The organism is Caldimonas caldifontis, from assembly GCF_002930615.1.
Taxonomy (GTDB): Bacteria; Pseudomonadota; Gammaproteobacteria; order Burkholderiales; family Burkholderiaceae_C; genus Caldimonas; species Caldimonas caldifontis.
Window position 1 is genome coordinate 41,495 of the sequence record NZ_PSNX01000005.1, and the last position, 24,397, is coordinate 65,891.

General features: G+C 68.7%; 24 protein-coding genes. 7 read left to right on the forward strand and 17 right to left on the reverse strand.

Annotated features, from left to right (window positions below; all coding sequences use genetic code 11):
- Positions 1-4 precede the first annotated feature (4 nt).
- From C1704_RS07260 to C1704_RS07270, 3 genes are read right to left on the reverse strand one after another with little or no spacing between them, the layout of a single operon-like run.
- A complete protein-coding gene (locus C1704_RS07260) occupies positions 5-442 on the reverse strand; it encodes a YybH family protein (protein ID WP_104302069.1) in 438 nt (145 codons plus the stop codon).
- A gap of 15 nt (positions 443-457) precedes the next feature.
- Positions 458-1,342 (reverse strand): formyltetrahydrofolate deformylase, encoded by an 885-nt coding sequence (gene purU / locus C1704_RS07265; RefSeq protein ID WP_104302070.1) that lies wholly within the window; start codon positions 1,340-1,342, stop codon positions 458-460.
- Positions 1,343-1,387: 45 nt separating this feature from the next.
- The gene (locus C1704_RS07270) at positions 1,388-1,705 is read right to left on the reverse strand and encodes a hypothetical protein (protein ID WP_104302071.1); all 318 of its coding nucleotides are present in this window, start codon (positions 1,703-1,705) and stop codon (positions 1,388-1,390) included.
- 114 nt (positions 1,706-1,819) lie between these two features.
- On the opposite strand from C1704_RS07270, the gene C1704_RS07275 reads away from it, so the two are divergent.
- Positions 1,820-2,548, forward strand: coding sequence for a P-loop NTPase family protein (locus tag C1704_RS07275; RefSeq protein ID WP_104302072.1), 729 nt, complete (start codon positions 1,820-1,822; stop codon positions 2,546-2,548).
- Here the strand turns inward: C1704_RS07275 and C1704_RS07280 are convergent, their stop codons facing one another.
- The 9 genes from C1704_RS07280 to C1704_RS07320 all read right to left on the reverse strand — a co-directional run bounded on the left by C1704_RS07280 (position 2,549) and on the right by C1704_RS07320 (position 10,598).
- Positions 2,549-3,892 (reverse strand): TAXI family TRAP transporter solute-binding subunit, encoded by a 1,344-nt coding sequence (locus C1704_RS07280; RefSeq protein ID WP_104302073.1) that lies wholly within the window; start codon positions 3,890-3,892, stop codon positions 2,549-2,551. It lies immediately after the preceding gene.
- Positions 3,893-3,929: 37 nt separating this feature from the next.
- Positions 3,930-4,136, reverse strand: coding sequence for a zinc-finger domain-containing protein (locus C1704_RS07285; RefSeq protein WP_104302074.1), 207 nt, complete (start codon positions 4,134-4,136; stop codon positions 3,930-3,932).
- Between the two features lie 10 nt (positions 4,137-4,146).
- Positions 4,147-5,070, reverse strand: coding sequence for a branched-chain amino acid transaminase (locus C1704_RS07290; RefSeq protein WP_104302075.1), 924 nt, complete (start codon positions 5,068-5,070; stop codon positions 4,147-4,149).
- Positions 5,071-5,107: 37 nt separating this feature from the next.
- Positions 5,108-5,512, reverse strand: coding sequence for a hypothetical protein (locus tag C1704_RS07295; RefSeq protein WP_104302076.1), 405 nt, complete (start codon positions 5,510-5,512; stop codon positions 5,108-5,110).
- A 54-nt stretch (positions 5,513-5,566) separates the two neighbouring features.
- The gene (locus tag C1704_RS07300) at positions 5,567-7,087 is read right to left on the reverse strand and encodes a BCCT family transporter (RefSeq protein WP_104302077.1); all 1,521 of its coding nucleotides are present in this window, start codon (positions 7,085-7,087) and stop codon (positions 5,567-5,569) included.
- 147 nt (positions 7,088-7,234) lie between these two features.
- Positions 7,235-8,602 carry a DNA repair protein RadA gene (gene radA / locus C1704_RS07305; RefSeq protein WP_104302078.1) on the reverse strand — a complete coding sequence of 456 codons (1,368 nt, stop codon included), beginning with the start codon at positions 8,600-8,602 and terminating at the stop codon, positions 7,235-7,237.
- Positions 8,603-8,651: 49 nt separating this feature from the next.
- Positions 8,652-9,035: a hypothetical protein gene (locus tag C1704_RS07310; protein ID WP_104302079.1), complete on the reverse strand. Its 384-nt coding sequence runs from the start codon at positions 9,033-9,035 to the stop codon at positions 8,652-8,654.
- 12 nt (positions 9,036-9,047) lie between these two features.
- Positions 9,048-9,527, reverse strand: coding sequence for an acyl-CoA thioesterase (locus tag C1704_RS07315; protein ID WP_104302080.1), 480 nt, complete (start codon positions 9,525-9,527; stop codon positions 9,048-9,050).
- A gap of 9 nt (positions 9,528-9,536) precedes the next feature.
- Positions 9,537-10,598, reverse strand: coding sequence for a calcium/sodium antiporter (locus C1704_RS07320; RefSeq protein ID WP_104302081.1), 1,062 nt, complete (start codon positions 10,596-10,598; stop codon positions 9,537-9,539).
- A gap of 122 nt (positions 10,599-10,720) precedes the next feature.
- On the opposite strand from C1704_RS07320, the gene C1704_RS07325 reads away from it, so the two are divergent.
- The 4 genes from C1704_RS07325 (at position 10,721) to C1704_RS07340 (ending at position 14,571) form a co-directional block, all read left to right on the forward strand.
- Complete coding sequence (locus C1704_RS07325; protein WP_104302082.1) at positions 10,721-12,724, forward strand: helix-turn-helix domain-containing protein; 2,004 nt, start codon at positions 10,721-10,723, stop codon at positions 12,722-12,724.
- The gene (locus tag C1704_RS07330) at positions 12,721-13,416 is read left to right on the forward strand and encodes an AzlC family ABC transporter permease (RefSeq protein WP_104302083.1); all 696 of its coding nucleotides are present in this window, start codon (positions 12,721-12,723) and stop codon (positions 13,414-13,416) included. The genes C1704_RS07325 and C1704_RS07330 overlap by 4 nt, the downstream gene beginning before the upstream one ends.
- Positions 13,409-13,750, forward strand: a complete 342-nt coding sequence (locus tag C1704_RS07335; protein ID WP_104302084.1) for an AzlD domain-containing protein — start codon at positions 13,409-13,411, stop codon at positions 13,748-13,750. The genes C1704_RS07330 and C1704_RS07335 overlap by 8 nt, the downstream gene beginning before the upstream one ends.
- A 290-nt stretch (positions 13,751-14,040) precedes the next feature.
- Complete coding sequence (locus C1704_RS07340; RefSeq protein WP_104302085.1) at positions 14,041-14,571, forward strand: hypothetical protein; 531 nt, start codon at positions 14,041-14,043, stop codon at positions 14,569-14,571.
- 34 nt (positions 14,572-14,605) lie between these two features.
- Here the strand turns inward: C1704_RS07340 and C1704_RS07345 are convergent, their stop codons facing one another.
- Positions 14,606-15,040 (reverse strand): hypothetical protein, encoded by a 435-nt coding sequence (locus C1704_RS07345; RefSeq protein ID WP_146076048.1) that lies wholly within the window; start codon positions 15,038-15,040, stop codon positions 14,606-14,608.
- 15 nt (positions 15,041-15,055) lie between these two features.
- Complete coding sequence (gene alr, locus C1704_RS07350) at positions 15,056-16,186, reverse strand: alanine racemase (protein WP_104302087.1); 1,131 nt, start codon at positions 16,184-16,186, stop codon at positions 15,056-15,058.
- A 246-nt stretch (positions 16,187-16,432) separates the two neighbouring features.
- On the opposite strand from alr, the gene lplT reads away from it, so the two are divergent.
- Positions 16,433-17,713 (forward strand): lysophospholipid transporter LplT, encoded by a 1,281-nt coding sequence (lplT, locus tag C1704_RS07355; RefSeq protein ID WP_104302088.1) that lies wholly within the window; start codon positions 16,433-16,435, stop codon positions 17,711-17,713.
- On the opposite strand, the gene C1704_RS07360 is transcribed toward lplT, so the two are convergent.
- Together C1704_RS07360 and C1704_RS07365 are read right to left on the reverse strand one after the other, a co-directional pair.
- Entirely contained in the window at positions 17,714-18,697 is a 984-nt protein-coding gene (locus C1704_RS07360) for an ATP-binding protein (protein ID WP_104302089.1), read from the reverse strand.
- Positions 18,694-20,574, reverse strand: a complete 1,881-nt coding sequence (locus tag C1704_RS07365) for a cache domain-containing protein (RefSeq protein WP_104302090.1) — start codon at positions 20,572-20,574, stop codon at positions 18,694-18,696. Before C1704_RS07365 ends, C1704_RS07360 begins: the two co-directional genes overlap by 4 nt.
- Before the next feature lie 66 nt (positions 20,575-20,640).
- Between C1704_RS07365 and C1704_RS07370 the strand changes: the two genes are divergently transcribed.
- A complete protein-coding gene (locus tag C1704_RS07370) occupies positions 20,641-21,600 on the forward strand; it encodes a DMT family transporter (RefSeq protein ID WP_104302091.1) in 960 nt (319 codons plus the stop codon).
- Here the strand turns inward: C1704_RS07370 and C1704_RS07375 are convergent.
- Positions 21,543-24,395, reverse strand: a complete 2,853-nt coding sequence (locus C1704_RS07375; RefSeq protein WP_104302092.1) for a hybrid sensor histidine kinase/response regulator — start codon at positions 24,393-24,395, stop codon at positions 21,543-21,545. The genes C1704_RS07370 and C1704_RS07375 overlap by 58 nt on opposite strands.
- Between the last annotated feature and the right edge of the window lie 2 nt (positions 24,396-24,397).

A 24,397-nucleotide genomic window follows, 5' to 3' on the forward strand; every position in this document is an offset into this window, starting at 1 on the left:
GGCCTCAGTGCAGCGTGGTGGGGGCTTCGGAGATTTCCGGCATCTCGCGCGGGGTGCCGGGGCTGGCATGGTGGCAGACCATGCGCCAGCCCTGGGCCGTCTTGACGTAGACGTTGGTGGCGATCACATGTGCCGAGCGCGGGCCGTCTTCGGTCATCACGCGCACCTGCTCGACCACGCTGTGCACGGCGCTGTCGTGGGTGTGCACGCGGCGCACCTTCTCCGGCTGGGCCTGGATGCTGCCGTTGGCGAACATCGCCTCGAACTGCGCGCGGATGGCACCCAGCCCGATCACGCGAGGCCCGCCCGGATGCACGCACACGACTTCGTCATCGTCAGCCCACACGGCCATCAGCTTGTCGATGTCGCCTTGCTGCAGGGCCTCGTAGAACTGGGCTTCGGTGTCGTCGGGCGAAGCCAGGGGCGCGAGCGGGCGGGGCATGGGCGGGCCTTGGGGTTACTTGAAGACGATGGCCTTGTGGCCGTTCAGCAGCACGCGGTGTTCCACGTGCCAGCGCACGGCACGGGCCAGCACCACGCATTCGACGTCGCGGCCGACGGCGGTGAAGTCCTCCGGGCTGAGGCTGTGGTCCACGCGCTCCACGTCCTGCTCGATGATGGGGCCTTCGTCGAGGTCGGCCGTGACGTAGTGGGCGGTCGCGCCGATCAGCTTCACACCGCGGTCATGGGCCTGGTAGTAGGGCTTGGCGCCCTTGAAGCTGGGCAGGAAGCTGTGGTGTATGTTGATGGCGCGGCCCTTGAGGAAATCGCAGAACTCGGGGCTGAGGATCTGCATGTAGCGCGCCAGCACCACCAGGTCGATGTCGTGCTCGGTGATGAGCTGCTCCACCTGGCGCTCCTGCGCACGCTTGGCCTCAGCCGAGGCACCGGTGGGCAGAGGCAGGTGGTGGAAGGGGACGCCGTAGCTGGCGGCCAGCTCGGCGAAATCGGGGTGGTTGGAGACGATGGCCGGCACCTCGATGCGCAACTGGCCGGACTGGCGGCGGAACAGCAGGTCGTTCAGGCAGTGGCCGTGCTTGCTCACCATGATGAGCACGCGCGGCTTGCGCGACAGGGCATGGAAGGCCGCGTCCATGCCGAACTGCTGGCGCACGTTGGCAAAGAGCTTGGTCAGCGTGGCCACATCGGCCAGGTGTTCGGGGGCCTCGAAGTGCACCCGCATGAAGAACAGGCCCGTGCCATCGGGGCTTTGCACGTCGCCGAACTGCTGGGAGTCGAGGATGTTGCAGCCGGCCTGGTACAGCAGGCCGGAGACGGCGTAGACGACGCCCTTGGCGTCCTGGCACGACAGGGTGAGGATGAATTCCTGGGAGGTGTTCATGGCGGCTTCCGGATCGGGCGATTGTACGGAGCCACCCCTGTCGAGTCAGCCCGGCGTCACCTGCACGCTGGAGTCGCAACCGCGCCCGGCGGCAATCCAGCGCCTGGTCAGCCCGGCCAGCCAGGGCGCCAGCGCGTGCAGCGGCCCAGGCAGGTGCCGCGTCGGCGTCATCAGCATGCCGCAGCGGTAGAGGTGTTGCGCTTCATCCCACACCAGCGCGCGACAGCGCCCCCGGCGTCTTCGGCTCACGAGCTGGCCCAGCGGGCAGGGCTCGTCGGCGCAGCACACCCCGCAACCATTGCAGGGCTCGCCAGCCGGCGGCTTGGCGGGGGCCTGGGCGTGCAGGAAGATGGTGCGGGCCATGCTGGCATCATCGGGGCTGCCGGACGGGCACAATCGGCGGAAAAGACCCGCACCCCCAGGGCTTCTGCCCGGGTCCCGGTGCCGACCGGCTCACACCGCAAGGAGCTACACCACATGACGCAGATCCCGACCCTCGAGGTTGCGCCCAAGTCCATGGTCCACTTGGTGGGTGGCGAAAAGGGGGGCGTGGGCAAGTCCCTCGTGTCCCGATTGCTGGCCCAGTACTTCATCGATCACAACCTGCCCTTCGTCGGCTTCGACACCGATCGCTCGCACGGTACCTTCTCACGCTTCTACGGGGGCTATGCCTCGCCGATGATGGTCGATCGCTACGAGGCGCTGGACAGCATCATCGAGTCGGCCATCGATCATCCGGGCCGTCGTGTGCTGGTGGACCTGGCCGCGCAGACACATGCGCCGCTGGTGAAGTGGATGGACGAATCCGGCGTACTGGACCTGGCCGATGTGTCCGAGCTGTCCATCCACTACTGGCATGTGATGGATGCGGGCAAGGATTCGGTGGACCTGCTCAAGCGCTTGCTCGATCGCTTCGGCCGCCGGCTGCAGTACGTCCTGGTGCTCAACCAGTTGCGCGGTGACGACTTCAGCCAGCTCGAAAGCTCAGGCGAACTGGAGCGCGCGATCACGCTCGGTGCCCGGCCGATCAGCATCCGCAAGCTGCACGATTCGGTGGCGCAGAAGATCGATGCCGCCAACATGAGCTTCTGGGCGGCGCGCAACACCAGCGGGGGCGACGGCAGCAGCCTGGGGCTGATGGAGCGCCAGCGCCTGAAGCTGTGGATGAACCACGCCTACGCCGAACTCGACCCGCTGAAGATCTGATCAGCCCGCGGTCTGCGCGCCACCCAGGATGCGCGCACGCACCAGATCGATGTGCTGGCGCAGCGCATAGAGCTCGTCGGCGTAGGACAGCGGCACGCTGATGTGGGAGGCACGGTCCTCGACGTCCTTCAGCTCCTCCAGCAGTTCGTCGGGGGGAGTGTCGCCGCGCTCCAGCGCGTCTTCCACGTCGCGCAGCCGGGCATACCAGCGGAAGATGCGCGAGCGCACGCGGAACTCGTAGAGCGGCGGCACCAGCCGCGACAGCGGGATCAGCACCGCGATGATGGACACCAGCACCACCCACATGCGGTCGATCAGGTTCGACAGCCAGAAGGGCAGGTAGCGCTGCAGCCAGGGCGTGCCGCTGCGGTAGTAGCGCTGGGCCTCTGCGGCCAGCGGCAGGTCGACATGCTGGGCGTTGGGGAATTCATTGGCCCGGGCGAACCAGCCGGCCTCGCCATGGATGCGCGTGGCAGCCTGCATCATCAGCTGCACCAGCGCCGGATGCAGGGACTCCTGTGCGGCCAGCGTCGCCGTGGGGGCAATGAGCCGCACGTCGTCGCCGGGCATGTCGCGCGCGAGATCCACCACACCGCGTGGCAGCGTCACGGCCGACAGGTAGGGCAGCTTGCGTGCATAGGCTTCGGCTTGCACGAAACTGAACAGGCGGATGCCCGGTGTGAGCAGCAGCATCTGCACCAGCGGTGCGTCGGGGGCCGAGACAAAGACCATCGCGTCGATGCGGCCCTCCAGCAGCTCCACCACGGCGGGCGTGTTGGCCAAGTGGCTGAGGCGCAGGTCTGACGGGGTCAGACCATTGAGTTCGAAAATCCGTTCGGACAGCAGCTTCACCCCGCTGCCTTCGGCCCCGGCATTCAGTGACCAGCCCCGCAGTTCGCTCAGGGCTGCCAGCGTCGGGCGCCCGAGCTTCTCGGCCGCCGCAGCCTCGCGGTAGAACAGCCACACCGGCTCGAAGAAGAGGCTGCCCAGCGACACCAGGCCGGGGTCGTGGTCGGGTTCGCCGGGCGGGGCCTGGTAGATGCCGCCTTGCAGGAAGGCCACGTCCACGGCGCCTTGCTGCAGCAGGGCGAGGTTCTCTCCCGAGCCGGCCGTGCGGCGCAGTTCCACCGTGATGCCGAAGGGTGCGAGGGCGTCGCGGTAGCGTTCCCCCAGCACGTCGTAGGCGCTTTGCTCGGTCCCGGTGGCCAGCACCAGGCGCTTGGGCGGGGTGGGCTGCAACGCCCAATAGGCCACTGCCATGAGCGCCAGGGCCAGCAGCACGAAGGGGGCCGCGGCCGGGATCATGTCGCGCAGGGCGAGCAGGAAGGACTTCAGCCGCGTCATGGCGAGTGACTCCAGGGCGCGGGCCGAAGCACGGCTGTCAATGGCTGTGGACCTTCTCGCCGGCCTTCAGGCGGTAGACCGTGCCGCAGTAGGGGCACTTGCCCTCTCCGGTGGTGGCCACGTCGATGTAGACCTTCGGATGCGTGCTCCACAGGGGCATCTTCGGGTTGGGGCAGAACACCACGCCGTGGCCCTGCAGGTCCTTGGCCGACAGTTCGACGACATCGATGGGTTTGTTGCTCATGACCGCCACCTCAGACCCGGGTCAGCCACTCGGCATACTTGGGATTGCGGCCGTTGACGATGTCGAAGAAGGCCGTCTGGATCTTCTCGGTGATGGGCCCGCGCGAGCCACCGCCGATCTCGATGCGGTCGAGCTCGCGGATGGGCGTCACCTCGGCGGCCGTGCCGGTGAAGAAGGCTTCGTCGGCGATGTAGACCTCGTCGCGGGTGATGCGCTTTTCCACGAGCTTCAGGCCCAGGTCCTGGCAGATCGCGAAGATGGTGTTGCGCGTGATGCCGTTGAGGGCACCGGCCGACAGGTCGGGTGTGTAGAGCACGCCGTTCTTGATGATGAAGAGGTTCTCGCCCGCGCCTTCGGAGACGAAGCCGGCCGAGTCGAGCAGCAGGGCCTCGTCATAGCCGTCCTCGGTGGCCTCCATGTTGGCGAGGATGGAGTTGGTGTAATTGCTCACCGCCTTGGCCTGCGTCATCGTGATGTTGACGTGGTGGCGGGTGTAGCTGGAGGTCTTGACGCGGATGCCGCGCTTGAGGCCTTCCTCGCCCAGGTAGGCGCCCCAGGCCCAGGCGGCGATCATCAGGTGGATGGTGTTGCCCTTGGGGCTCACGCCCAGCTTTTCCGAGCCGATCCAGGTGAGCGGGCGGATGTAGCAGCTCTCGAGCTTGTTGACACGCACGACCTCGCGCTGCGCCTCCATCACCTGCTCCACGGAGTAGGGGATCTTCATGCGCAGGATCTTGGCGCTGTTGAACAGACGCTCGGTGTGCTCGCGCAGGCGGAAGATGGCTGTGCCGTTCACCGTGTTGTAGGCGCGCACGCCCTCGAAGGCGCCGCAGCCATAGTGCAGCGTGTGGGTCAGCACATGGATCTTGGCGTCGCGCCAGTCCACCAGCTGACCATCCATCCAGATCTTGCCGTCGCGGTCTTCCATGCCCATGCAAGGCTCCTTGGGGAAACGGGGTAAAGCCGCGATTTTACGGGGCCGGCGAGACGTCTTGTGCCGTGTCCTGCGGGCGCCACAGCGTCCAGCGCACGAGCCTGCCGCCTTTGAGCTCCAGCGTCACGTGCGAGCCGCTCGGGTCGGTCCAGCGGTAGGCCTCCGGATCGTCGCCCACCTTCTGGCCCAGGCTGCGCGTCATCATCACCACCTTCAGCATGGGCCAGCCCTGCTGCAGCTTGGCGTTGAGCATCACCGCGCTGTCGATGTAGCCCACCGGCGCACTGCCGGCCTGGCGCATCACGCGCACGGCCTTGTTGAACTGCAGCAGCAGCCAGAAGATGATGGCCGAGAAGGCGAAGAGCAGGCCTTGCCAGCCGTACTGCTGCCAGGCGAGCAGGGTGAACAGGGCCGCCAGGCCCCAGCCGATCCAGGGATTCATGGGGGCAAGTCTATCGGCCGCGCCGGCCGCCCTGGTGCGTAGTGTCCGCAGCGGCTACTTCTGGCCCGCCAGCTCCCGCATGCGCTGCCGCAAGGCCCGCTCGCGCTTTTGCTCCTCGCGCCAGTCATGGCGCACGGCCAGCCACAGCGACACCGCCATGCCCACGATCACCACCGCAAAGGGCAGGGCGAAGACGATGGTGGCCGTCTGCACCGCCTGCACGCCGCCGGTGAGCAGCAGGCTGGTGGCGATGCCGGCCACCAGCACGCCCCAGATCAGCTTGACCCGGGCCGGCGGGTTGGGGTTGCCCTGAGTGCTCATCATGCCCAGCACCAGGGTGGCCGAGTCGCCGGAGGTGACGAAAAAGACGAGCACCAGCACGGTCGCAGCCAGCGACATCAGCAGGCCCAGGGGCAGCGCATCGAACATCGCGAACAGGGCGGTCGAGACGTCGGCCTGGACGGCCTCGGCCACCGGCACGCCCAGGAAGATCTCCAGGTGCAAGGCGGTGCCGCCGAAGACCGAGAACCAGACGAAGCCGGCCAGGGTGGGGGCGAGCACCGTGCCGATGACGAACTCTCGGATCGTGCGCCCACGCGACACCCGGGCGATGAACAGGCCCACGAAGGGCGACCAGCTCACCCACCAGGCCCAGTAGAAGACCGTCCAGCTGCTCACCCAGCTGCTGTCGCGGAAGGGGGTGGTGCGCAGGCTCATGCGGATGAACTCGCTCGCGTAGGCGCCCAGCGTGGTGGTGAAGGTGTCGATCAGCGCCACCGTCGGGCCCAGCACGAAGACCAGCAGCGTGAGCGCGCCTGCCACCGCGAGGTTGAAGGAGGACAGCCACTTGATGCCGCGCGTCACGCCGCTCAGGGCCGAGGCCAGGAAGATGGCCGTCACCACGGCGATGATCGCCACCTGTGCCACCTGGCCCACAGGCAGCCCGAAGACGGTGTTCAGGCCGCTGTTGATCTGCAGCGCACCGATGCCCAGCGAGGCTGCCACACCGAAGGCCGTGGCCACCACCGCCAGCACGTTCACCACGGGCGACAGCCGCTGCAGCGGCTTCCAGGGCAGGGCGTCGGTGGAGGCACTCACCAGCGCCGGTGCCCCGCGGCGGAACTGGAAGAAGGCGATGCTCAGGCCCACCACCGCGTACACCGCCCAGGGGTGCAGGCCCCAGTGGAAGAAGGCATAGCGCATGGCCGCATTGGCGGCCTCGGGCGTTTCCGGCGCGATGCCCGGGGGCGGTGCGGTGTAATGCGAGATCGGCTCGGCCACGCCCCAGAACACCAGACCGATGCCCATGCCGGCGGCAAACAGCATCGCGAACCACGCGCCGATCGAGAACTCGGGCTCGTCGTCCTCGGCGCCCAGCTTCAGGTCGCCGTAGCGGCTGAAGGCCAGCAGCATGGCCAGCACCACCAAGGCCAGCACCACCCACAGATAGAACCAGCCGAAGTTGTGGGTGATGCTGCCCAGGGCTTCATTGAAGAAGGCGCCCAGCGAAGCCGGTGCCAGCAGCCCCCACAGCACGACGGCCAGGATCAACCCGGCCGAGACGATGAGTTGCATGTTGTGTCCTCTTCTTGTCGCAAAAGCGCGCGATCCTAGGCAGTTTGTTGCATTGCAACAAATGCACTTTCGAAAAGCCGCACCACCCTACTGCGACTTGTCCGGCAGGGCAAGCGGGAGAGTCTTCGGCGCAGACGAGGGCTGGGCTTAAGTGAGCGTTCGCACCAGATCGATGGCCTGCTCGACGCGCTCGACGGGGTGGATCGTCAGCCCCTCCACCGGCTTCTTCGGCGCATTGGCCTTGGGCACGATGGCCACCGAAAACCCCAGCTTGGCGGCCTCCTTCAGCCGCTCCTGTCCGCGCGGGGCGGGGCGCACCTCGCCGGCCAGACCCACTTCGCCGAAGGTGAGGAAGCCGCGCGGCAGCGCCTTGCCGCGCAGCGAGCTCTGGATGGCCAGCATCACGGCCAGGTCGGCCGCGGGTTCGGTGATGCGCACGCCGCCCACGGCGTTGACGAAGACATCCTGGTCGAAGCAGGCGATGCCGGCGTGGCGGTGCATCACCGCCAGCAGCATGGCCAGGCGGTTCTGCTCCAGGCCCACCGAGAGTCGCCGCGGGCTGGGGATGGGCGAGCTGTCGACCAGGGCCTGCACCTCCACCAGCATCGGCCGCGTGCCTTCGAGGGTGACCAGCACGCACGAGCCCGCCACCGGCGCGCTGTGCGTGGACAGGAAGATGGCGCTCGGGTTGGCCACGCCCTTGAGGCCGCGCTCGGTCATCGCAAACACGCCGATCTCGTTGACGGCGCCGAAGCGGTTCTTGATGGCACGCACGAGGCGGAAGCTGGAGTGGGTGTCGCCCTCGAAATAGAGCACCGTGTCCACCATGTGCTCGAGCACGCGCGGGCCGGCCAGGGCCCCTTCCTTGGTGACATGGCCCACCAGCACGATGGCCGTGCCGCTGGCCTTGGCGGTGCGGGTGAGGTGGGCGGCGCATTCACGCACCTGCGCCACCGAGCCGGGCGCCGAGCTGAGCTGCTCGGAGTACAGCGTCTGGATGGAGTCGATCACCGCGATGGCCGGCTGCTCGGCCGCCAGCGTGGCAAGGATCTTCTCGAGCTGGGTTTCGGCCTGCACGCGCACCTTCGAGGCATCGAGCCCCAGGCGGCGCGCGCGCAAGGCCACCTGGGCACCGCTTTCCTCGCCGGTCACATACAGCGTGGGCAGCGTCTGAGACAGGGCATCGAGCGCCTGCAGCAGCAGCGTCGACTTGCCGATGCCCGGGTCACCGCCGATCAGCACCACGCCGCCTTCGACGATGCCGCCACCCAGCACGCGGTCGAGTTCCTCCAGGCCGGTGGGCGTGCGCTCGACGTCGCTGGCCTCGATCTCGGCCAGCGTGGTGACAGGAGCGGCCGGCGCGAGCGACTGGTAGCGGTTCTTCGACCCCGAGGCGCTGTCGGCCAAGGTTTCCTCGAGCGTGTTCCAGGCGTTGCAGTGCGGGCACTTGCCCAGCCACTTCGGGGCGGTGCCGCCGCACTCACGGCAGGTGTAGATCGTCTTGTCCTTGGCCATGAGGGGCGATTGTGCCCCGGGCCCTGGCGCGGCCCCTCAGTGCACCCTCTCAGCGCAGGAAGAACAGCGCCAGCACGCCGCCGGCCAGCAAGGCGCTCACCCACATCAGCACCCGGGTGCGCACGCGCAGGGTGTCCACGGCCGCCACCAGGCGTTCGTTGTGCTGGGCCAGGGCCTGGATCAGTTCGCTGGACGCCACGGCTTCCTGGCTCATCTCGGCCACGCGCTTTTCCAGCTGGGCGATGCGGGCCTCGGGCGAGCCTGCGTCCGGCCCCACCGACCCCTGGGCAGCGGCCTGTGCGGCCTCCAGGGCGGCCTCATCCTGACGCACCTTGTGCCACAGCTGCTTCGCCCCGCGCACGACGGCCGGGGTGGCCTCGATGACATCCTTCCAGGGGATGACCTTGAAGGCAACGAGCCAGGGAAATGCCATCGCGAGCTCCTGTCAGGCGTTCTTGATGCCCAGGTGGCGCTGCTCCAGCTCCCGGCGCAACTGCTTGCGCAGCAAGGCGGCCTCGAAGCGGCGCTTCTCGTCGGGTGTGGCTGGCGTGAACGGGGGCACCGGCGTGGGTCGGCCCTCGTCGTCCACCGCCACCATCGTGAAGAAGCAGCTGTTGGCGTGGCGCACGACCTGGGTGCGGATGTTCTCCGTCACCACCTTGATGCCGATTTCCATCGAGGAGTTCCCCGTGTGGTTCACCGACGCCAGGAAGGTGACCAGTTCGCCCACGTGGATGGGCTGGCGGAACATCACCTGGTCCACCGAGAGCGTCACCACATAGCGTCCGGCATAGCGGCTGGCGCAGGCATAGGCCACCTGGTCGAGCAGCTTGAGGATGGTGCCACCGTGGACATTGCCGGAGAAATTGGCCATGTCCGGCGTCATCAGCACGGTCATCGAGAGTTGGTGGCTGGGCAGGTCCATGCGCTCGCGTCAGTGGGGTTTGCGGTGGACCACCATCACCGCCAGGGTGACGATGGTCAAGGGGAGCACGAAGCTCATCATCACGGTGGAATAGGCGGCCAGGGCGGCATGATGCTGTGCCGCGAGGATGAGGTAGGTCACGTAGGCAATGTAGTAGGCCAGCAGCACACCACCCTCCCAGCGCGCGATCTCGCGGCCGGTCATGAAGATGGGCAGGCAGGCCAGCAGGGTGGCCATCATCACCCACAGGTCGAAGTTCAGCACGGATTCGGCGATGGGCAGCCCGCCGGGTGCCACCACGCCGGCCAGGCCCAGGCAGCCGAGGATGTTGAAGAGGTTGCTGCCCACCACGTTGCCCACGGCAATGTCGCGCTGGCCGCGCAGCGAGGCGGTGACGGAGGCAGCCACCTCCGGCAGCGATGTGCCTGCGGCCACGATGGTCAGCCCGATGATGAGTTCGCTCACACCCAGTGCGGTGGCGAAAGCGGTGGCCGCCTCGACGAGCCAGCGCGAGCCCAGCACCAGCAGCGCCAGACCGGCCAGCACCAACAGGAGTTGCACGCTCCAGTGCCGGTCCCATCGGCTGGTGGGCACGTCCGGCGCAAAGTCGCTCTGCTCCTGGGGGGGCGCACGACGGGCCTGGACGATGAGAAAGACCGTGTAACCGACCATCAGTGCCAGCAGCAGGGCGGCTTCGGCCACCGAGATGCGGCTGTCCAGCGCCATGACCACCAGCACCAGCCCGGCGGCCAGCATGATCGGGACTTCCTGGCGGATCACCTGCACATGCACGGCCAGCGGTGCGATCAAGGCGGCAAGGCCCAGGATGAACAGCACGTTGAAGATGTTGCTGCCCACGACGTTGCCCACGGCCAGGTCGGTGGTGCCGCTGGCGGCTGCGCCGACGGAAACCGCCATCTCCGGCGCGCTGGTGCCGAAGGCCACGATGGTCAGCCCCACCACCAGTGGCGAGATGCCCCACGACAGCGACAGCCGCGAGGCGCCGCGCACCAGGCCTTCGGCCCCTGCCACCAGGGCAATGAGGCCGGCGATGAACAGGACGATGGACATGTGAGCGCACTCCCAGCGTGGGGCGTCATCGTGCCATGAAAGCACGTTCTGGCGCATTCCGCCGAAACGAATGATGCGTTCGTTATAATGAACGGAAACCAACATCTCTCAGGGAGGAGCCCGTGAGCACCGTCTCAGCCATCGGCAGGAACCTGCTGCGCTTCCGGGATCAGCGCGGGCTCACCCTGGCAGGCCTGTCGGAACGCAGCGGGGTGGCGAAGTCGACGCTGTCCCAGCTGGAGAACGGCGAGGGCAACCCCACGATCGAGACCCTCTGGGCCGTGGCCAACGCCCTGGGCGTGCCCTTTGGCCATCTGGTCAACGAGGAACTGAGCGACGGCGGAGAACTGTCCGGGAAAGGCGTGATCGTTCGATTGATCGAAAAATCGACGGACGATCCCGAGATCGAGGTCTACCTGATCGAACTGCTGCCAGGCTGCCGCAAGGACTCGGCCCCGCATCCGGAGGGGGTGAAGGAGCGCATCACCGTGCTGTCGGGCGCGATGCTGGTGGGGCAGGCCGACCGGCCGCGCATGGTGCGCGCCGGCGACACCCATGCCTTCGACGCCCACGTGCCGCACGTCTACGCGGCCACCGAACAGGGGGGGCGGGCCATGGTGGTGATCGAGTACCCGCCCAAGACCTATTCGGCGAGTGCCTCCACGCTCTACCTGGAATGGCCCCAGGCCCCGGGCGCCTGGGAGGGCGTGCGCAGCGTGATGGAGCGTGCCCTGCTGGAGGTGTCCAACGGCCTGGGCGCCCGCATCCTGCGCCTGCGCGGCGAGCCACTCAACGGGCGTGACGGGCTGGTCACGCTGCGCCAGATGCTGCAGGAAGCCACCGCCGGCCCCTGGCGCTGGCCCGTGCTGTCGGTGGTGGAGGACGACGCCCAGGGGCCCTATGTCGGCGTGGTGCCCATGCCGCTGCCCGGGGCCTTCATCGAACCCGATCAGGCCCCTGCCGCGTGGAGCGATGCCGTCCTGCCTGCCGCCGCGACCCGGCTGGCACGGCTGGCCGAGTCGCCCTTCATCGAACTCAAGCCCCAGGAGGTGGCCGACATCCAGGGGCACCTGGACGGCCAGAGCTGGGTGCTGAACGGCCTGGCCGCCGAGGTGCTGCTGCAACGGGGGCGCATGAGCATGCCGCGCCAGTTGCACCACGTGCGCCCCGCCCCCGTGTCGGCGCGCCGCAGTGGGCGCGAGGGGCCGTTTTCCAGCCGCATCGACGTCGAGCAGTACGACGCCTTCGAGCTGCTGCACCCGGCCTATGCCCGCCAGGTGGTGGCGGCGGCCCAGGACATTGCCCGTTTCGCCGGGCCCCAGCCATCCCTGCAGGCCATCGACGTGGGCACGGGGCCGGGCCTGCCACTGCTGATGCTGCACGAACTGCACCCGGGCTGCCGCTTCCTGGCCGTGGAGCCCGACGAGGAGGCCTTTGCCTGCCTGCAGCGCAACGCCCAGGGGGTCGAAGGCATCGAACTGCATCACGGGGGTTTCCTCGAACTCGACCTGCCCAGCGGCGCGACCCCGCTGATCACCTCCTTCGGCGCCTCGCACCACTTCAACACCGCCTTCATGCTGCAAAAGGCGATGCGGCTGCTGCAGCCGGGGGGGCTGCTGGTGGTGGCCGACGAATTCCTGCCCGAGTTCGGCAGCGTGGACGAACGCAACCTGGCGCTGGTGCGGCACCACAGCGCCTACCTGCTGGCCAGCATGGCCTGGGTGGGTGAACCAACGGCATCCGATGGCGGGCTGGACCTGAAGCTCTACCGTGATTTCCGCCGCTCCATCACCATGGCGATGGTGGCCGCCACCGAGGGCAAGTCTACCCAGGCGGTGAGCCTGTGCCGCCACCTGTATGCGCGCCTGTGCGAGTCCGGCGTGCGTGAGCGCCCGGTCCATGAGATCGGGGCCTTCGTGCGCTTTTACTGGCTGGAGCTGCAGGCCATGGTGGCCGGTTTCGACTACGAGGTCGAGCGCAAGACCTTCCCCCGGCGCTTTGCCGGCCTGGCGGCGCTGGCCGGCCTGGAACTGCGCCGCCACCGTCGGGTGTTTGCCACCACGGGCAGCGACGACTGGGGCGGCGGCACCCATGTCTTCACCTTCAGCAAACCGGGCGGCGCATGAACTCTCTCGTGTGGCGTGGTCTGGGCGACAGCCTCGCCATTGCGGCGGGCTACGTGCCGGTGGCCTTCTCCTTCGGCCTGGCGGCCGTGCAGATGGGGCTGAACGCCGAATGGGCGGTGGCCATCTCGGCCATCGTCTTTGCCGGGGCGAGCCAGTTTGTGCTGGTGTCCCTGGTGGCGGCGGGGGGCGGGCCGCTGGCGGTGGTGCCCACCATCTGGCTGCTCAATGCCCGCCACCTGCTCTACGGCCGCGTGGTGGCCGAGCAGCTGGCGCAGGCCCGGCCAGCCCGGGTGCCCTCCACGCTGGCTTTCGGTCTGACCGATGAAGTGTTTGCCTGTGCGGCAGCGCGCCTGCCCAGCCTGGCTCCCGAGCAACGCGCGGGCTGGCTGGCGGGCCTGCAGGCCGGGGCCTATGGGGCCTGGATCGCCGGGACCTGGCTGGGGGCCGAGACGGGCGCGCAGCTGGTCGATCGGGTTCCCTTGCTGCGCGAGGCGCTGCAGTTCGTGCTGCCGGCGCTGTTCCTGTCGCTGCTGCTGCAGATGGGGGTGCGCGGCCGCGCTGCGGCCCTGTGGGGGGCGGCGGGGGTCACGCTGCTGGGGCTGGCGCTGGGGCCGGCCCACGTGGCCATTCCCGCGGGCATGCTGGCCGGCGCGGCCTTCCAGCTGCTGCAGGCGGGGGACGACCATGAGTGAGGCGGGCTGGACGCTGCTGCTGACCGTGCTGGCCTGTGGCCTGGGGACCTTCGCCCTGCGTGCCCTGCCGTTCTGGTGGGGACTGCGGCACAGCGCGCAGCGCTCCCAGTTCATTCGCCGCTGGTCCTCGGCCATCGGCCCGGCCGCCATCGCGGCCTTGCTGGTGGCCTCGCTCTTTCCCCTGCTGTGGCTGTCCACCGGCGCGACCCGGACCCTGCCCACCGCCGTGGCCCTGGCCGCCGTGATCCTTCTCCAGCGCCTGCGCGGCGGGCTGGCAGCGCCTACGCTGCTGGGCACGGCGGTGTATGCGCTGATGTTGTGGGTGAGCTCATGAGTCTGTGTTTCAACGGCTTACTGTCGTCTCAGCCACAACGGACAACGATCGGACAGGTTACCAACGAAGCAATCGATCAAGGAGGAAGCGCATGACATGTCAGACCGTCACAGGGGTCCGTTTCGGGCCCAAAAGCCAGGAAGCTCTCCACTCCATTCGCCAAAAATCGAGCGGGCCGTCATTCTGAGGATTGCACGAATGGCGGCCCTGGACACGCAGGGGCAGGAGTCGGCTTTCTGGCGGGAGTTTGCACGGGGTGTCGTGCAAGGCTGCCCCGTGGAGCCCTAGTCATGGCAGGAGCGACGATCCTTGCACTGGCGCGCCTCATCGTGGCGACGCTTCTGGGCTTGGCGGCGGCGCAGGCGCTCGCGAACTCTGCAGTGGAACTGGCGGCGCAACGTTTCGAGCAATCGTACCGAGCCCTGGAGGCGCGCACCGCACAATGCACCAGCATGCAGCGGCGCTCTGTTTCGGTGGAGGCGCTCCGGCGGTTTGAGTTGACCCCCGAAGAACTGGAAATCGCGTTGTATGTGCTGGCGGAACGGGCGGTGGAAGCATGCGAGGCGCCAGCCAAGGGACAACTCCTGATCGATTTGAACACCTACCGCGCCGTGGCGGCTCGCCAGGGGACCGCACTCCAGGATACGGCGATCAACATCGAAGCCCGGTTGTTCAGTGAGGCTTGGCGACGCATCGAGCGGGAGGCGACGGCGTATCGTCATCTGCCTGAGGGCGTGCGCAGGCGCCTGGAAGCCCTGCCGGAAGTTCAGACACCCTTTGATTTCTTCCAGGCGCTCGAGGAGATTCGGCGATCACGCTGACGAATTGCGGTCACTCTCAGAGAAGGTGTTGCCGTCAGATGGAGGCCAGCTGCATGACGCCGTAGACCGCGGCGCCCATGGCCATCAGGCCCCATCCCATCGCTTGAAGCCAAGCGATGGGCCATGGTCTGCTGCCGGTGAGATCGCCCAGGGTGTCGCGCAGGGCCTCAGGGCAGCACACCCAGACCATGCCCCACACCGGGCCCAGGATCAAGAAGCTTGTTGCCGGCAGGGCGCGCCACGCGGCGGATGAAGTGGCAGTGGCCTGCACGGCTTGAAGTGCCAGCTCGGGCGGCGCACGCCACAGGAGAATGACCCACAGCAGCAGGGCCAGAGCGGTGACCCGAGCCAGGGGACGAGGATGCCAGCGACCAGAGGCGTGGTCACGCCACTGGCGCCAAGGCAGGTAGAGCCAGCCCAGCCACAAAGGGCTCGTGAGCACGCCCAGCACCCATGCCATCGGGGTCATGCCAGAACGTGCCGACTATGGGGTCTGCGGCCACAGATCCCGCACGGCCACCGGCACACGGGGGGCCAGTGCGCACATCAGTTCGTAGGCCACGGTGTTGGCGGCCATCGCCACTTCGTCGATGGGCAGGAGGCTGCCGTGGGGGCCCTGCCCCCAGAGCGTGACGTCGGCGCCGATGCCGGCGTTGCGGCCGGCCTGTTCCACCGGGGTGAGGTCCACGGTGATCATGTCCATGGACACGCGGCCCACCAGCCGGGTGGGCACGCCGTCGACCAGCACGGGGGTGCCGGTGCCGCAGTGCCGGGGGTAGCCGTCAGCGTAGCCGCAGGCCACCACGCCGATGCGCATGGCGTGGGGGGCGGTGAAGGTGCTGCCGTAGCCCACCGTGTCGCCAGCCTCCAGGGACTGGGTGGCGATGATTTCGGAGCGCAGCGTCATGCCGGGCAGCAGGCCCCAGTGGCGCGGGGCGTGGGCCGGAAAGTCGGGCGCGGAGCCGTAGACCATGATGCCGGGGCGCACCCAGTCGGCGCGCACTTCGGGGTGGTCGCCGGCATGACGCAAGGTGGCGGCGCTGTTGCTGAGCGAGCGTTCGCCGGGCAGACCGTCGGTGGCTTCCTCGAAGGCGGCCAGCTGGTGAACGATGCCGCGGTCGCTGTCGGCGTCGGCGAAATGCGTCATCAGTGAGATCTCGTCCACCTGCGTGAGGCCGCTCAGGCGCATCCAGGCGGTGCGGAAGGCGTCGCGCTTGAAGCCCAGGCGGTTCATGCCGGAGTTGAACTTCAGGAAGACGCGGTGCGGCCAGGTGGTCTTGTGCGTGGCGAGCCAATCGATCTGCTGCTCGGTGTGCACCACATGCCACAGGTTCAGGCGCGAGCAGGCTTCCAGGTCGCGGGCTTCGAAGCAGCCCTCCAGCAGCAGGATGGGGCCGCGCCAGCCCAGGGCGCGCACGCGCTCGGCTTCGGCGATGTCCAGCAGCGCAAAGCCGTCGGCGCCTTGCAGCCCGGCATAGGCGCGTTCGATGCCGTGGCCGTAGGCATTGGCCTTCACAATGGCCCAGACCTTGGCGTCTGGGGCGGCTGCGCGGGCGCGTTGCAGGTTGCGGGCCAGGGCGTCGGGGTGGATGAGGGCTTGGATGGGACGGGGCATGGCCGCGGCAAGAGGACGGGAACACGTCGATTCTGCCAGCGCAGCCACCGCATCGGATGCGGGCCGACGGGCCCCCAGGCGAGGGTTGTTCGGTGGAACCCGCCGCAACGGGGTCAGGGCCGCATGCTATAAACCCGAGCGCTTCAGACCCGGGCCGGCCGCGCCGATATCCGGAGTCAGGTGCCTTTGCCTGGAGACAAGGATGTCACGCAGCCCGGAAGCCGGCGTGCAGCGAGCAGTCAGCGAATGAAAAAAGGCTTCTACACCATCATGTCGGCGCAGTTCTTCAGCTCGCTGGCCGACAACGCCTTGTTCGTCGCGGCGGTGGAACTGCTCATCCTGTCCGGCACGGAAGAGTGGCAGCGCGCCGCCCTGGTGCCGATGTTCGCGCTGTTCTACGTGGTGCTGGCACCTTTCGTCGGCGCGTTCGCCGACTTTCTTCCCAAGGGCAAGGTGATGTTCGTCTCGAACAGCATCAAGGTGGCGGGCTGCCTGATGATGCTGTTCGGCACGCACCCGCTGATGTCCTTTGCCATCGTGGGTCTGGGAGCGGCCGCCTATTCGCCGGCCAAGTACGGCATCCTCACCGAGTTGCTGCCGCCTTCGCAGCTGGTCAAGGCGAACGGCTGGATCGAAGGGCTGACGATCGGCTCCATCATCCTGGGCGTGCTGCTGGGCGGCCAGCTGGTCGGGCCGGTGCTGGGCCCGTGGCTGCTCTCCATCGACCTGCTGCCGGGGGTGGACACCGGCATCACCACTGCGCCCCAGGCGGCCATCGGCGCCATCATCTGGCTCTACGCCATCGCTGCGATCTTCAACCTTTTCATTCCGCGCACCAGCGCCACCTTGCAGCCCATGCCGGCTTCTCCGCTGGAGATGGTGCGCGATTTCCGCACTTGCAACCGGCGGCTCTGGCGTGACCGGCTGGGCCAGATCTCGCTGTCCACCACCACCTTGTTCTGGGGCGTCTCGGGCAATCTGCGCTACATCGTGCTGGCCTGGGCGGCGGCGGCCCTGGGCTACACCACCACCCAGGCGTCGTCCCTGGTGGGCGTGGTGGCCGTGGGCACGGCGGTGGGGGCTGTCGTGGCCTCGATCTACATGCGACTGGACCTGGCCACACGTGTCATTCCGCTGGGCATAGCGATGGGCGTGCTGGTGATCGGCATGAACTTCATCGACAACGTCTGGGTGGCTGCGCCCTTCCTCATCCTGCTGGGTGGCTTGGGCGGTTTTCTGGTGGTGCCGATGAACGCCTTGCTGCAGCACCGCGGGCACAACCTGATGGGAGCGGGCCGCTCCATCGCGGTGCAGAACTTCAACGAGCAGGCCTGCATCCTGGGGCTGGGGGGCTTCTACGCGGCCATGACCAAGCTGGGCCTGTCGGCGTTCGGGGCGATCACGGCCTTCGGTCTCGTGGTGGCTGGCACGATGTGGGTGATCGGGCGCTGGCATGCGCACAACCTGCGTCATCACGCCGAGGAGGTCGAGCACCTGCTCGAGATCGCGCGCAGCGACCGGCACTGATCAGCCGTCGAGCACCTCGCGCAGCTTGCGGCCGAGCTCGTCGATGCGGAAGGGCTTGCTCAGCAGGTGCACGCCCCGATCCAGGCGGCCATGGTGGACGATGGCGTTTTCGGTGTAGCCCGACATGAACAGGACCTTCAGGCCGGGCCGCAGCTGGGCGGCCGCAGCAGCCACCTCCTTGCCCGACACACCTCCGGCCAGGACGACGTCCGTGAGCAGCAGGTCGAAGTGGGGGCCGGCCCTGAGCTGCTCCAGGGCTTCCTGTCCGTTGCTGCAGACGGTGGCTCGATAACCGAGCTTTTCCAGGCTGGCCACCGCCACCAGGCGGACGAGGTCGTCGTCTTCGACCAGCAGCACGTGTTCGTGGCCCGGGGACAGCGGCGTGCGCTCCACGCGCCGGTAGTCGGCCTCCGTGGCGGCATCGGCGCGTGGCAGGTAGAGCTTGACCGTGGTGCCGTGGCCAGGCTCGCTGTAGATCTTCACATGGCCGCCCGACTGGCGGGCAAAACCGTAGACCATCGACAGCCCCAGGCCTGACCCCTGCCCGGCGGGCTTGGTCGTGAAGAAGGGGTCGAAAGCCCGCGCCACGACTTCGGGCGGCATGCCCGGTCCGGTGTCGGAGACGGCCACGAGCACGTACTGTCCCGGCTGGACACCGTGGACCTCGGCGTAGTCGCGCGCGATCGACATGTTGGCCGTCTCGATGGTCAGTCGCCCGCCATTCGTCATGGCGTCGCGGGCGTTGATGGCCAGATTCAGGATGGCGTTCTGCAACTCGTTGGGATCGACCAGGGCTTTCCACAGGCCGCTGCCGCGGACGAGCTCGATGTCGATGTGTTCGCCCAGGGTGCGCCGCAGCAGCGGCTCGAAGTCGGCCAGCAGCTCGTTGATCTGGGTCTGGCGCGGGTCGAGCGGTTGCTTGCGCGCAAAGGCCAGCAGCCGGTGTGTCAGCGCGGCGGCCCGCTCGCCCGCCTGGCGGATCATCTCGACCTGGGCGCGCCCCCCCCCGGTTGATCGCTCACCTGCTCGTCCAGGGCATCGGCGGCGCCCAGGATGGCGGTGAGGAGGTTGTTGAAGTCATGGGCCACACCGCCCGTGAGCTGGCCCAGGGCATCCATCTTCTGGGCCTGGCGCAACCGCGCTTCGGTTTCGACGCGCTGGGTGATGTCCTGGAAGTAGACGGTCAGGCCCTCGTCGTGGGGGAAGGCTCGCACGGAGAACCAGGTGTCCAGCGGGGGATAGAAGAACTCGAAGCTGACCACGACCTTGTGGGTGCGGGCACGCTGGTACTCGGCATAAAGAACGGTCTCGCGCGCCTCGGGAAAAGCCTCCCAGACATCCCGGCCGAGCAGTTCCGTGCGGCGGCGCTGCAGCAGGCGCTCGGCCTCGTCGTTCAGGTAGACGAAACGCCAGTCGGCATCGAGGGCATAGACTGCATCGGAGATGGACGACAGGATGGTCTCGATGCGCGCCTGCGTTGCCCGCGCCTGCGCCAGCGCGGCCTCGCGTGCTCGTGCTGAGAGCAGATTCTCCAGGGCGGCTCCGGCCACGCTGGCCAGTTGAAGAAGCTCGTGGCGGTCGTCGTCGGAAAACGGCCCGCTGTCCTTGTCGGCGAGATGGAGCTGGCCCAGGATGCGGCCTGAGCGGCAGATCAGCGGCACGTTCAGGCCATGACCGGACGCGAGGATGTCGGGGCTGGGGCTCTGCCCGGCGGGGCTGGACGCCGTGACCCGGAGGGCGGGATCGTCGTCGTCCTGGACGCTGGCCTGCGCTCGCCGCGCGCCGATGACGGTGCGCGCAGCGTCGGCGACTTGCTGCAGGAGTTGCTCGACCGTGGTGACCCGCACCAGGTGGGCGCAGGCCTCGGCGATCTGCTGCAGGCGGGCCGAGTGCTGCCGGGCCCAGGCGTCTCGCCGGGTGAAGTGGCCGTGCGCGAGGATCGAAGCCCCAAAGAAGAGGGACACGACCAGTGCGCCGATAGCCACCTGGAAGGCCAGCCGTTCCCGCCAGGGCTGCAACACCTCGTCGCGGCCCAGGCCGACGTACACGAGCGCCGTCGAGTCACCGACCCGGCGGAAGGCCGACAGGCGCTCCACGCCGTCGGTGACGTAGGCGCCTGACAGTCGCCCCTGGGCCTGACGCGACAGGTGTTCCCGGTACACGGGCTGATCGCTGAAGTCCCGGCCCAGAAAGCGCTCGACCCAGGGACTGCGCGCGATGAGCACACCCTCGGCGCTGAACAGACCCGCAACCCCCTGTTCGCCCAGCCTCAGCTTGTCGTAGAAGCGGCGAAGATGGTCCAGCGACACGACGGCGGCCACCACGCCGGCGAACTGTCCGTCGGGGGTCTCCATGCGCCGCGAGGCATTGACGATCCAGCGGCCTTGCGCATATCCAATGCGGCCCAGGCGTGGCGCACCGAGGTACAGACCGACGTCCTTGCGTTCGCGATGGACGCGGAACTCGGCCGTGTCCGACAGATCCGCCCGCTCGGGCTGCGGCGTGCGCGAACTCGCGACCAGCCGGCCCTGCGCGTCCAGCACGAAATAGGCATAGGTGCCGGCCGAACTGGACTGGCGGTCGGCCAGCACTTCGTGCAGGCGCGCACCGCTCGTGGCCTGCAGCAGGCCCATGGTCTCGACGGCGGAGGTCAGCCCGAGGTCCAGCGCGGCCAGGGTCTGGCGCGTATGTTCGGCCAGCGCGTCCGCGAGATTCTCGGCGTCGAGATAGGCCCGTTCGACCACCCGGGCCCGGTCAGTGCGGGCCTGCAGGGCAATGACAGCGCTCAGCAGGGCCAGCACGAGCAAATTGGCCAGGATGAGGACACGCCTCAGAGTCACCTCGGATTGGCGGAGGGCCATCGGACAACGCTCCCCGGAAGCTTCTGATGTGCAGCGATCATAGTCTGGCTCAGGGACAATCGTCGGATGTCTGCCTTGCGACTCTCCTTCGGCCCCGCCCTGGCCCTGTTGTTCAACGCTGCTGTGTGGGGGCTGTCCTGGTGGCCGATGCGCACCTTGCTCGACATGGGGCTGCACCCGCTGTGGGCCAACGTGGGACTGTTCCTCATCGGCTGCGCGCTCATCGTCCTGTGGCGGCCGCAGGCCCTGCGGCAGCTGCGGGAGATGCCGGTGCTGTGGACGATGGCGCTGGCCTCGGGTGTGGTGAACGCCTCCTTCAACTGGGGGGTGAGCATCGGCGAGGTGGTGCGCGTGGTGCTGCTGTTCTACCTGATGCCGGTGTGGACGGCGCTGCTGGCGCGGCTGTGGCTGGGTGAACGCCTCGGACCGGGCGTGCTGCTGCGTGTGGCGCTCGCCCTGGCGGGCGCGGCCATCGTGCTGCAGCCCGAGGGATGGGCCTGGCCCCTGCCGCGCAGCCTGGCCGACTGGCTGGGCGTGCTCGGCGGGTTTGCCTTTGCCTGCAACAGCGTGCTGGTGCGCCGGCTGGCCCCGGTCACCCGCGACGAGGGCCGGGCGCTGGCCATGCTGCTGGGCTGTGTGGGCGTGTCAGGCCTGCTGGCCCTGATGCTGGGGCCGCTGGGGGCCGGGGCCATGGTGCCGTGGCCGCCGGCACCGCGGGCCGACTGGCTGGCCGTGCTGGTGCTGGCAGCCAGCCTGTTCCTCGCGGGCAACCTGGCGTATCAGCATGGCGCATCGCGCCTGCCGGCCAATGTGACGGCGGTGATCATGCTCACCGAGGTGGTGTTTGCCGCCCTGTCGTCGGTGCTGATCGCGGGCGAGACGCTGGCGGCGCGCACGCTGCTCGGCGGCGCGCTGATCGTGACGGCGGCGTTGCTGGCGGCGCTGGGGCCCTCGCGCAGTGGCGGCGCTCAGTCTTCCCCGAAGGCCAGCCGGCGCACTTCGGCGAGCAATTCGCCGTCCTCGTAGGGCTTGGTGAGGAAGACGTCCACGCCGGCTTCCTCGGCGCTGCGCAGGTGCTTGTGGGTGGCGCGCGAGGTGAGCATCACCACGGGCAGCGTCTTCCACAGGCGCGACTCACGCAGACGGCGGGTGAGCTCCAGCCCGTTGAGGTTGGGCATCTCCAGGTCGGTGAGCACCACGTCGGCCTGGCGTCGGATCAGTGCGTCGAGCGCGTCGAAGCCGTCGCGGGCGGTGGTGACGTCGTAGCCCGCATCGCCCAGCAACTGGGCCAGCGTCTTGCGCACCGAGATGGCGTCATCCACCACCAGCACGTGCTTGCGCTCGACCTGCATGCGCCGGCGCAGCCGTTCGGCCGCGGCCAGGCGCACCGGCGAGGCATAGGCCTGCTCCAGCGCTTCGAGGTCGAGCAGGAAGAGCAGCTTGCCGTCGGCGCGAAAGGCGCCGCCCGCCACGCCGCGCACGCGGCGCAGGTAGCGGCCGATGTCCTGCAGGATGAGCTCGCGCGAGTCGAGGATGCGGTCCACCTCGAGTGCGATCTCACCGCTGCCCACGCGGGCCAGCACCACGGGTCGGGCTTCGCCGCCCGACTCGCCCGCGGGCAGGCCCAGCCAGGGGCCGAGCTTCTGGTAGCGGTAGCTCTGTCCGGCGTAGCGGAACACCAGGCCCTGCGGTGTCATGGCCAGCTGGCCCTGACCAGCGGCCAGCGCGAGCACGACGCCCTCGCTGGGCAGGGCGTAGGTGTGCCCCGCGACGTCCACCATCAGCGCATGTTGCAGTCCGGTGGTGGCTGGCACGGTCAAGGTGAAACGGCTGCCCTGGCCGGCCCGGCTGTCGATGTCGATGCGGCCCTTCATGGCGCGCAGGCGATCAGCCACCACATCCAGTCCAACCCCGCGGCCCGAGATCTCGGTGACTTCGGTGCGGGTGGAAAAACCGGGCAGCAGGATGAGGCGGGCCAGCTCGGCCTCGGTGATGGGGTCGTCCCGCTGCAGCAGCTCCAGCTCGATGGCGCGGGCATGGATGGTGGGCAGGTCCAGGCCCCGGCCATCGTCGGCACAGACCACGGTGACCGTGCGGCTGTCGCGCTCGAAGCTCAGGCGCACGGTGCCCTGTGGCGGCTTGCCGGCCCGTTGGCGTTCCTCGGGCGGCTCGATGCCGTGGTCCACCGCATTGCGCAGCAGGTGCAGCAGCGGCTCGGTGAGGCGGTCCAGCACATCGGTGTCGAGCAGCATCTGCTCGCCTTCGATGTGCAGGTCCACCTCCTTGTGCGTGGCGCGCGCGGTCTGGGCGACGTTGCGTTTCAGGCGTGAGATCACCTGGCGAGCCGGCACCAGCCGCGCACCGATTAGTTCGCGGTGCTGCTCGACGAGCTCGTGCCCTTGCTTGCGCAAGGCCTGCACGGCCGTCTGCACCTGAGCGCGCGCCGCCTTCGCGTGCTCGGCCTCGTCAGCGATCATCTCGGCGGTGAAGCGCACGAGCGATTGCAGTTCGTTGTAGCGGTCCAGCTCCAGGCTGTCGAAGAGCCCCCCTTCGGCCTGGGCGCGCGACTGCAGGTCGTGGCCCTGGCGGTCCACGGCCAGTTCCAGGTCGCGCAGGCGGTCCTGCAGGGCGCGGTTGGCCAGTTCGATCTGGCCGAGGCGGTCTTCCACCTGGCGCACCATCTCCTCGGCGCGGCCCTGATGGACCAGGGCCTGGCCGGCACGGCGCACCAGCCGGTCCAGCCGATCGACGGCGATGCGCAGCGTGGCGCGTGCGGGCTCTTCGGCCGAGCCCTCGGGCGCTTGCGATGGCGTGGCCGCCCGGGCCTCGGGTCGGGCCTCGGGCAGGGCACGCGGCGCCGGCTCGGCCGCCAGCGCTGCGGGGAGGGTGTCCACGGCCAGGGTCTCGGCGCGGCCCTCCCGGATGGCACGCACCCACTCGCCCAGGCGGGCCAGCCAGCCCGCGGCGTCGCGCGGCGGGTCTTCCTCGCCGCGCAGCGCATAGATCATCTGGTCCAGGCAGGCCACCGCCTGTTCGAGGTCGCGTGCCAGCGCCGCAGGGATGCGCCCCTCGCGCTCGACGGCGTGGTCGAGCACGTCCTCGATGCGGTGGGCCAGGCGGCCGATGCCTCGGATGCCGATGATGTTGCCGCTGCCCTTGAAGGTGTGCGCCACACGGCGCGCCTCGTGCAGGGTGCTGATGTCGATGCGCCCGGCGGCCAGCGCATGCACCGCCTCGGCCAGGGCCGCCACCTGGGCCGGGGCGTCGTCAAGAAAGACGTCGTACAGCGCGGCGTCCACGTCCTCGGGCACGTCCAGCGACACGTCGTCGCCGGGGTCCGTGGCCGGGACATCAATGGCTGCGGCCCGCGTGGTGCTGTCTTCGAGCAGATGCTCGGGCACGGCCGGCGGCTCGCGCAGCAGTTCACGCAGCAGGGCCAGCTGGTCGGGCGCCGGCGCAACCGGTCCGCTGGCCAGGAAGCCGATCAGCGCATCGGTGGCCGCTTCGTGGCTGGGTGCGTCGAAGTAGGCCTGCAGGGGCGGCTGCCACTGCGCCAGCCAGCCCAGCGCGTCCTGGCGGGCGGTGGGTTCGAGCGTGGCGAACACGCTGATGCCGTCGCGCAGCAGATCGAGCACGATCGCGGCCCCCTCCAGGCCCACCACGCGGCTGGCCTGGGCGAGGCGGTCGAAGAGGGTGGCCGCCTCGGCGGCCGGGCCCGGGTCGTCGGGGTTGCTGAGCCATTGCATCAGCGCCGCATCCACCTCGGGCGCGGCCAGCACGAACTCGTCGCGCAGCACCTGGAGCAGGGCGTCGGCGTTCATGG

Excerpts from the sequence above, each read along its gene's own strand:
- C1704_RS07260 (WP_104302069.1), bottom strand. The coding sequence starts at position 442 with ATGCCCCGCCCGCTCGCGCCCCTGGCTTCGCCCGACGACACCGAAGCC.
- purU (WP_104302070.1), bottom strand. The coding sequence starts at position 1,342 with ATGAACACCTCCCAGGAATTCATCCTCACCCTGTCGTGCCAGGACGCC.
- C1704_RS07270 (WP_104302071.1), bottom strand. The coding sequence starts at position 1,705 with ATGGCCCGCACCATCTTCCTGCACGCCCAGGCCCCCGCCAAGCCGCCG.
- C1704_RS07275 (WP_104302072.1), top strand. The coding sequence starts at position 1,820 with ATGACGCAGATCCCGACCCTCGAGGTTGCGCCCAAGTCCATGGTCCAC.
- C1704_RS07280 (WP_104302073.1), bottom strand. The coding sequence starts at position 3,892 with ATGACGCGGCTGAAGTCCTTCCTGCTCGCCCTGCGCGACATGATCCCG.
- C1704_RS07285 (WP_104302074.1), bottom strand. The coding sequence starts at position 4,136 with ATGAGCAACAAACCCATCGATGTCGTCGAACTGTCGGCCAAGGACCTG.
- C1704_RS07290 (WP_104302075.1), bottom strand. The coding sequence starts at position 5,070 with ATGGGCATGGAAGACCGCGACGGCAAGATCTGGATGGATGGTCAGCTG.
- C1704_RS07295 (WP_104302076.1), bottom strand. The coding sequence starts at position 5,512 with ATGAATCCCTGGATCGGCTGGGGCCTGGCGGCCCTGTTCACCCTGCTC.
- C1704_RS07300 (WP_104302077.1), bottom strand. The coding sequence starts at position 7,087 with ATGCAACTCATCGTCTCGGCCGGGTTGATCCTGGCCGTCGTGCTGTGG.
- radA (WP_104302078.1), bottom strand. The coding sequence starts at position 8,602 with ATGGCCAAGGACAAGACGATCTACACCTGCCGTGAGTGCGGCGGCACC.
- C1704_RS07310 (WP_104302079.1), bottom strand. The coding sequence starts at position 9,035 with ATGGCATTTCCCTGGCTCGTTGCCTTCAAGGTCATCCCCTGGAAGGAT.
- C1704_RS07315 (WP_104302080.1), bottom strand. The coding sequence starts at position 9,527 with ATGGACCTGCCCAGCCACCAACTCTCGATGACCGTGCTGATGACGCCG.
- C1704_RS07320 (WP_104302081.1), bottom strand. The coding sequence starts at position 10,598 with ATGTCCATCGTCCTGTTCATCGCCGGCCTCATTGCCCTGGTGGCAGGG.
- C1704_RS07330 (WP_104302083.1), top strand. The coding sequence starts at position 12,721 with ATGAACTCTCTCGTGTGGCGTGGTCTGGGCGACAGCCTCGCCATTGCG.
- C1704_RS07335 (WP_104302084.1), top strand. The coding sequence starts at position 13,409 with ATGAGTGAGGCGGGCTGGACGCTGCTGCTGACCGTGCTGGCCTGTGGC.
- C1704_RS07340 (WP_104302085.1), top strand. The coding sequence starts at position 14,041 with ATGGCAGGAGCGACGATCCTTGCACTGGCGCGCCTCATCGTGGCGACG.
- C1704_RS07345 (WP_146076048.1), bottom strand. The coding sequence starts at position 15,040 with ATGACCCCGATGGCATGGGTGCTGGGCGTGCTCACGAGCCCTTTGTGG.
- alr (WP_104302087.1), bottom strand. The coding sequence starts at position 16,186 with ATGCCCCGTCCCATCCAAGCCCTCATCCACCCCGACGCCCTGGCCCGC.
- lplT (WP_104302088.1), top strand. The coding sequence starts at position 16,433 with ATGAAAAAAGGCTTCTACACCATCATGTCGGCGCAGTTCTTCAGCTCG.
- C1704_RS07360 (WP_104302089.1), bottom strand. The coding sequence starts at position 18,697 with ATGATCCGCCAGGCGGGCGAGCGGGCCGCCGCGCTGACACACCGGCTG.
- C1704_RS07365 (WP_104302090.1), bottom strand. The coding sequence starts at position 20,574 with ATGGCCCTCCGCCAATCCGAGGTGACTCTGAGGCGTGTCCTCATCCTG.
- C1704_RS07370 (WP_104302091.1), top strand. The coding sequence starts at position 20,641 with ATGTCTGCCTTGCGACTCTCCTTCGGCCCCGCCCTGGCCCTGTTGTTC.
- C1704_RS07375 (WP_104302092.1), bottom strand. The coding sequence starts at position 24,395 with ATGAACGCCGACGCCCTGCTCCAGGTGCTGCGCGACGAGTTCGTGCTG.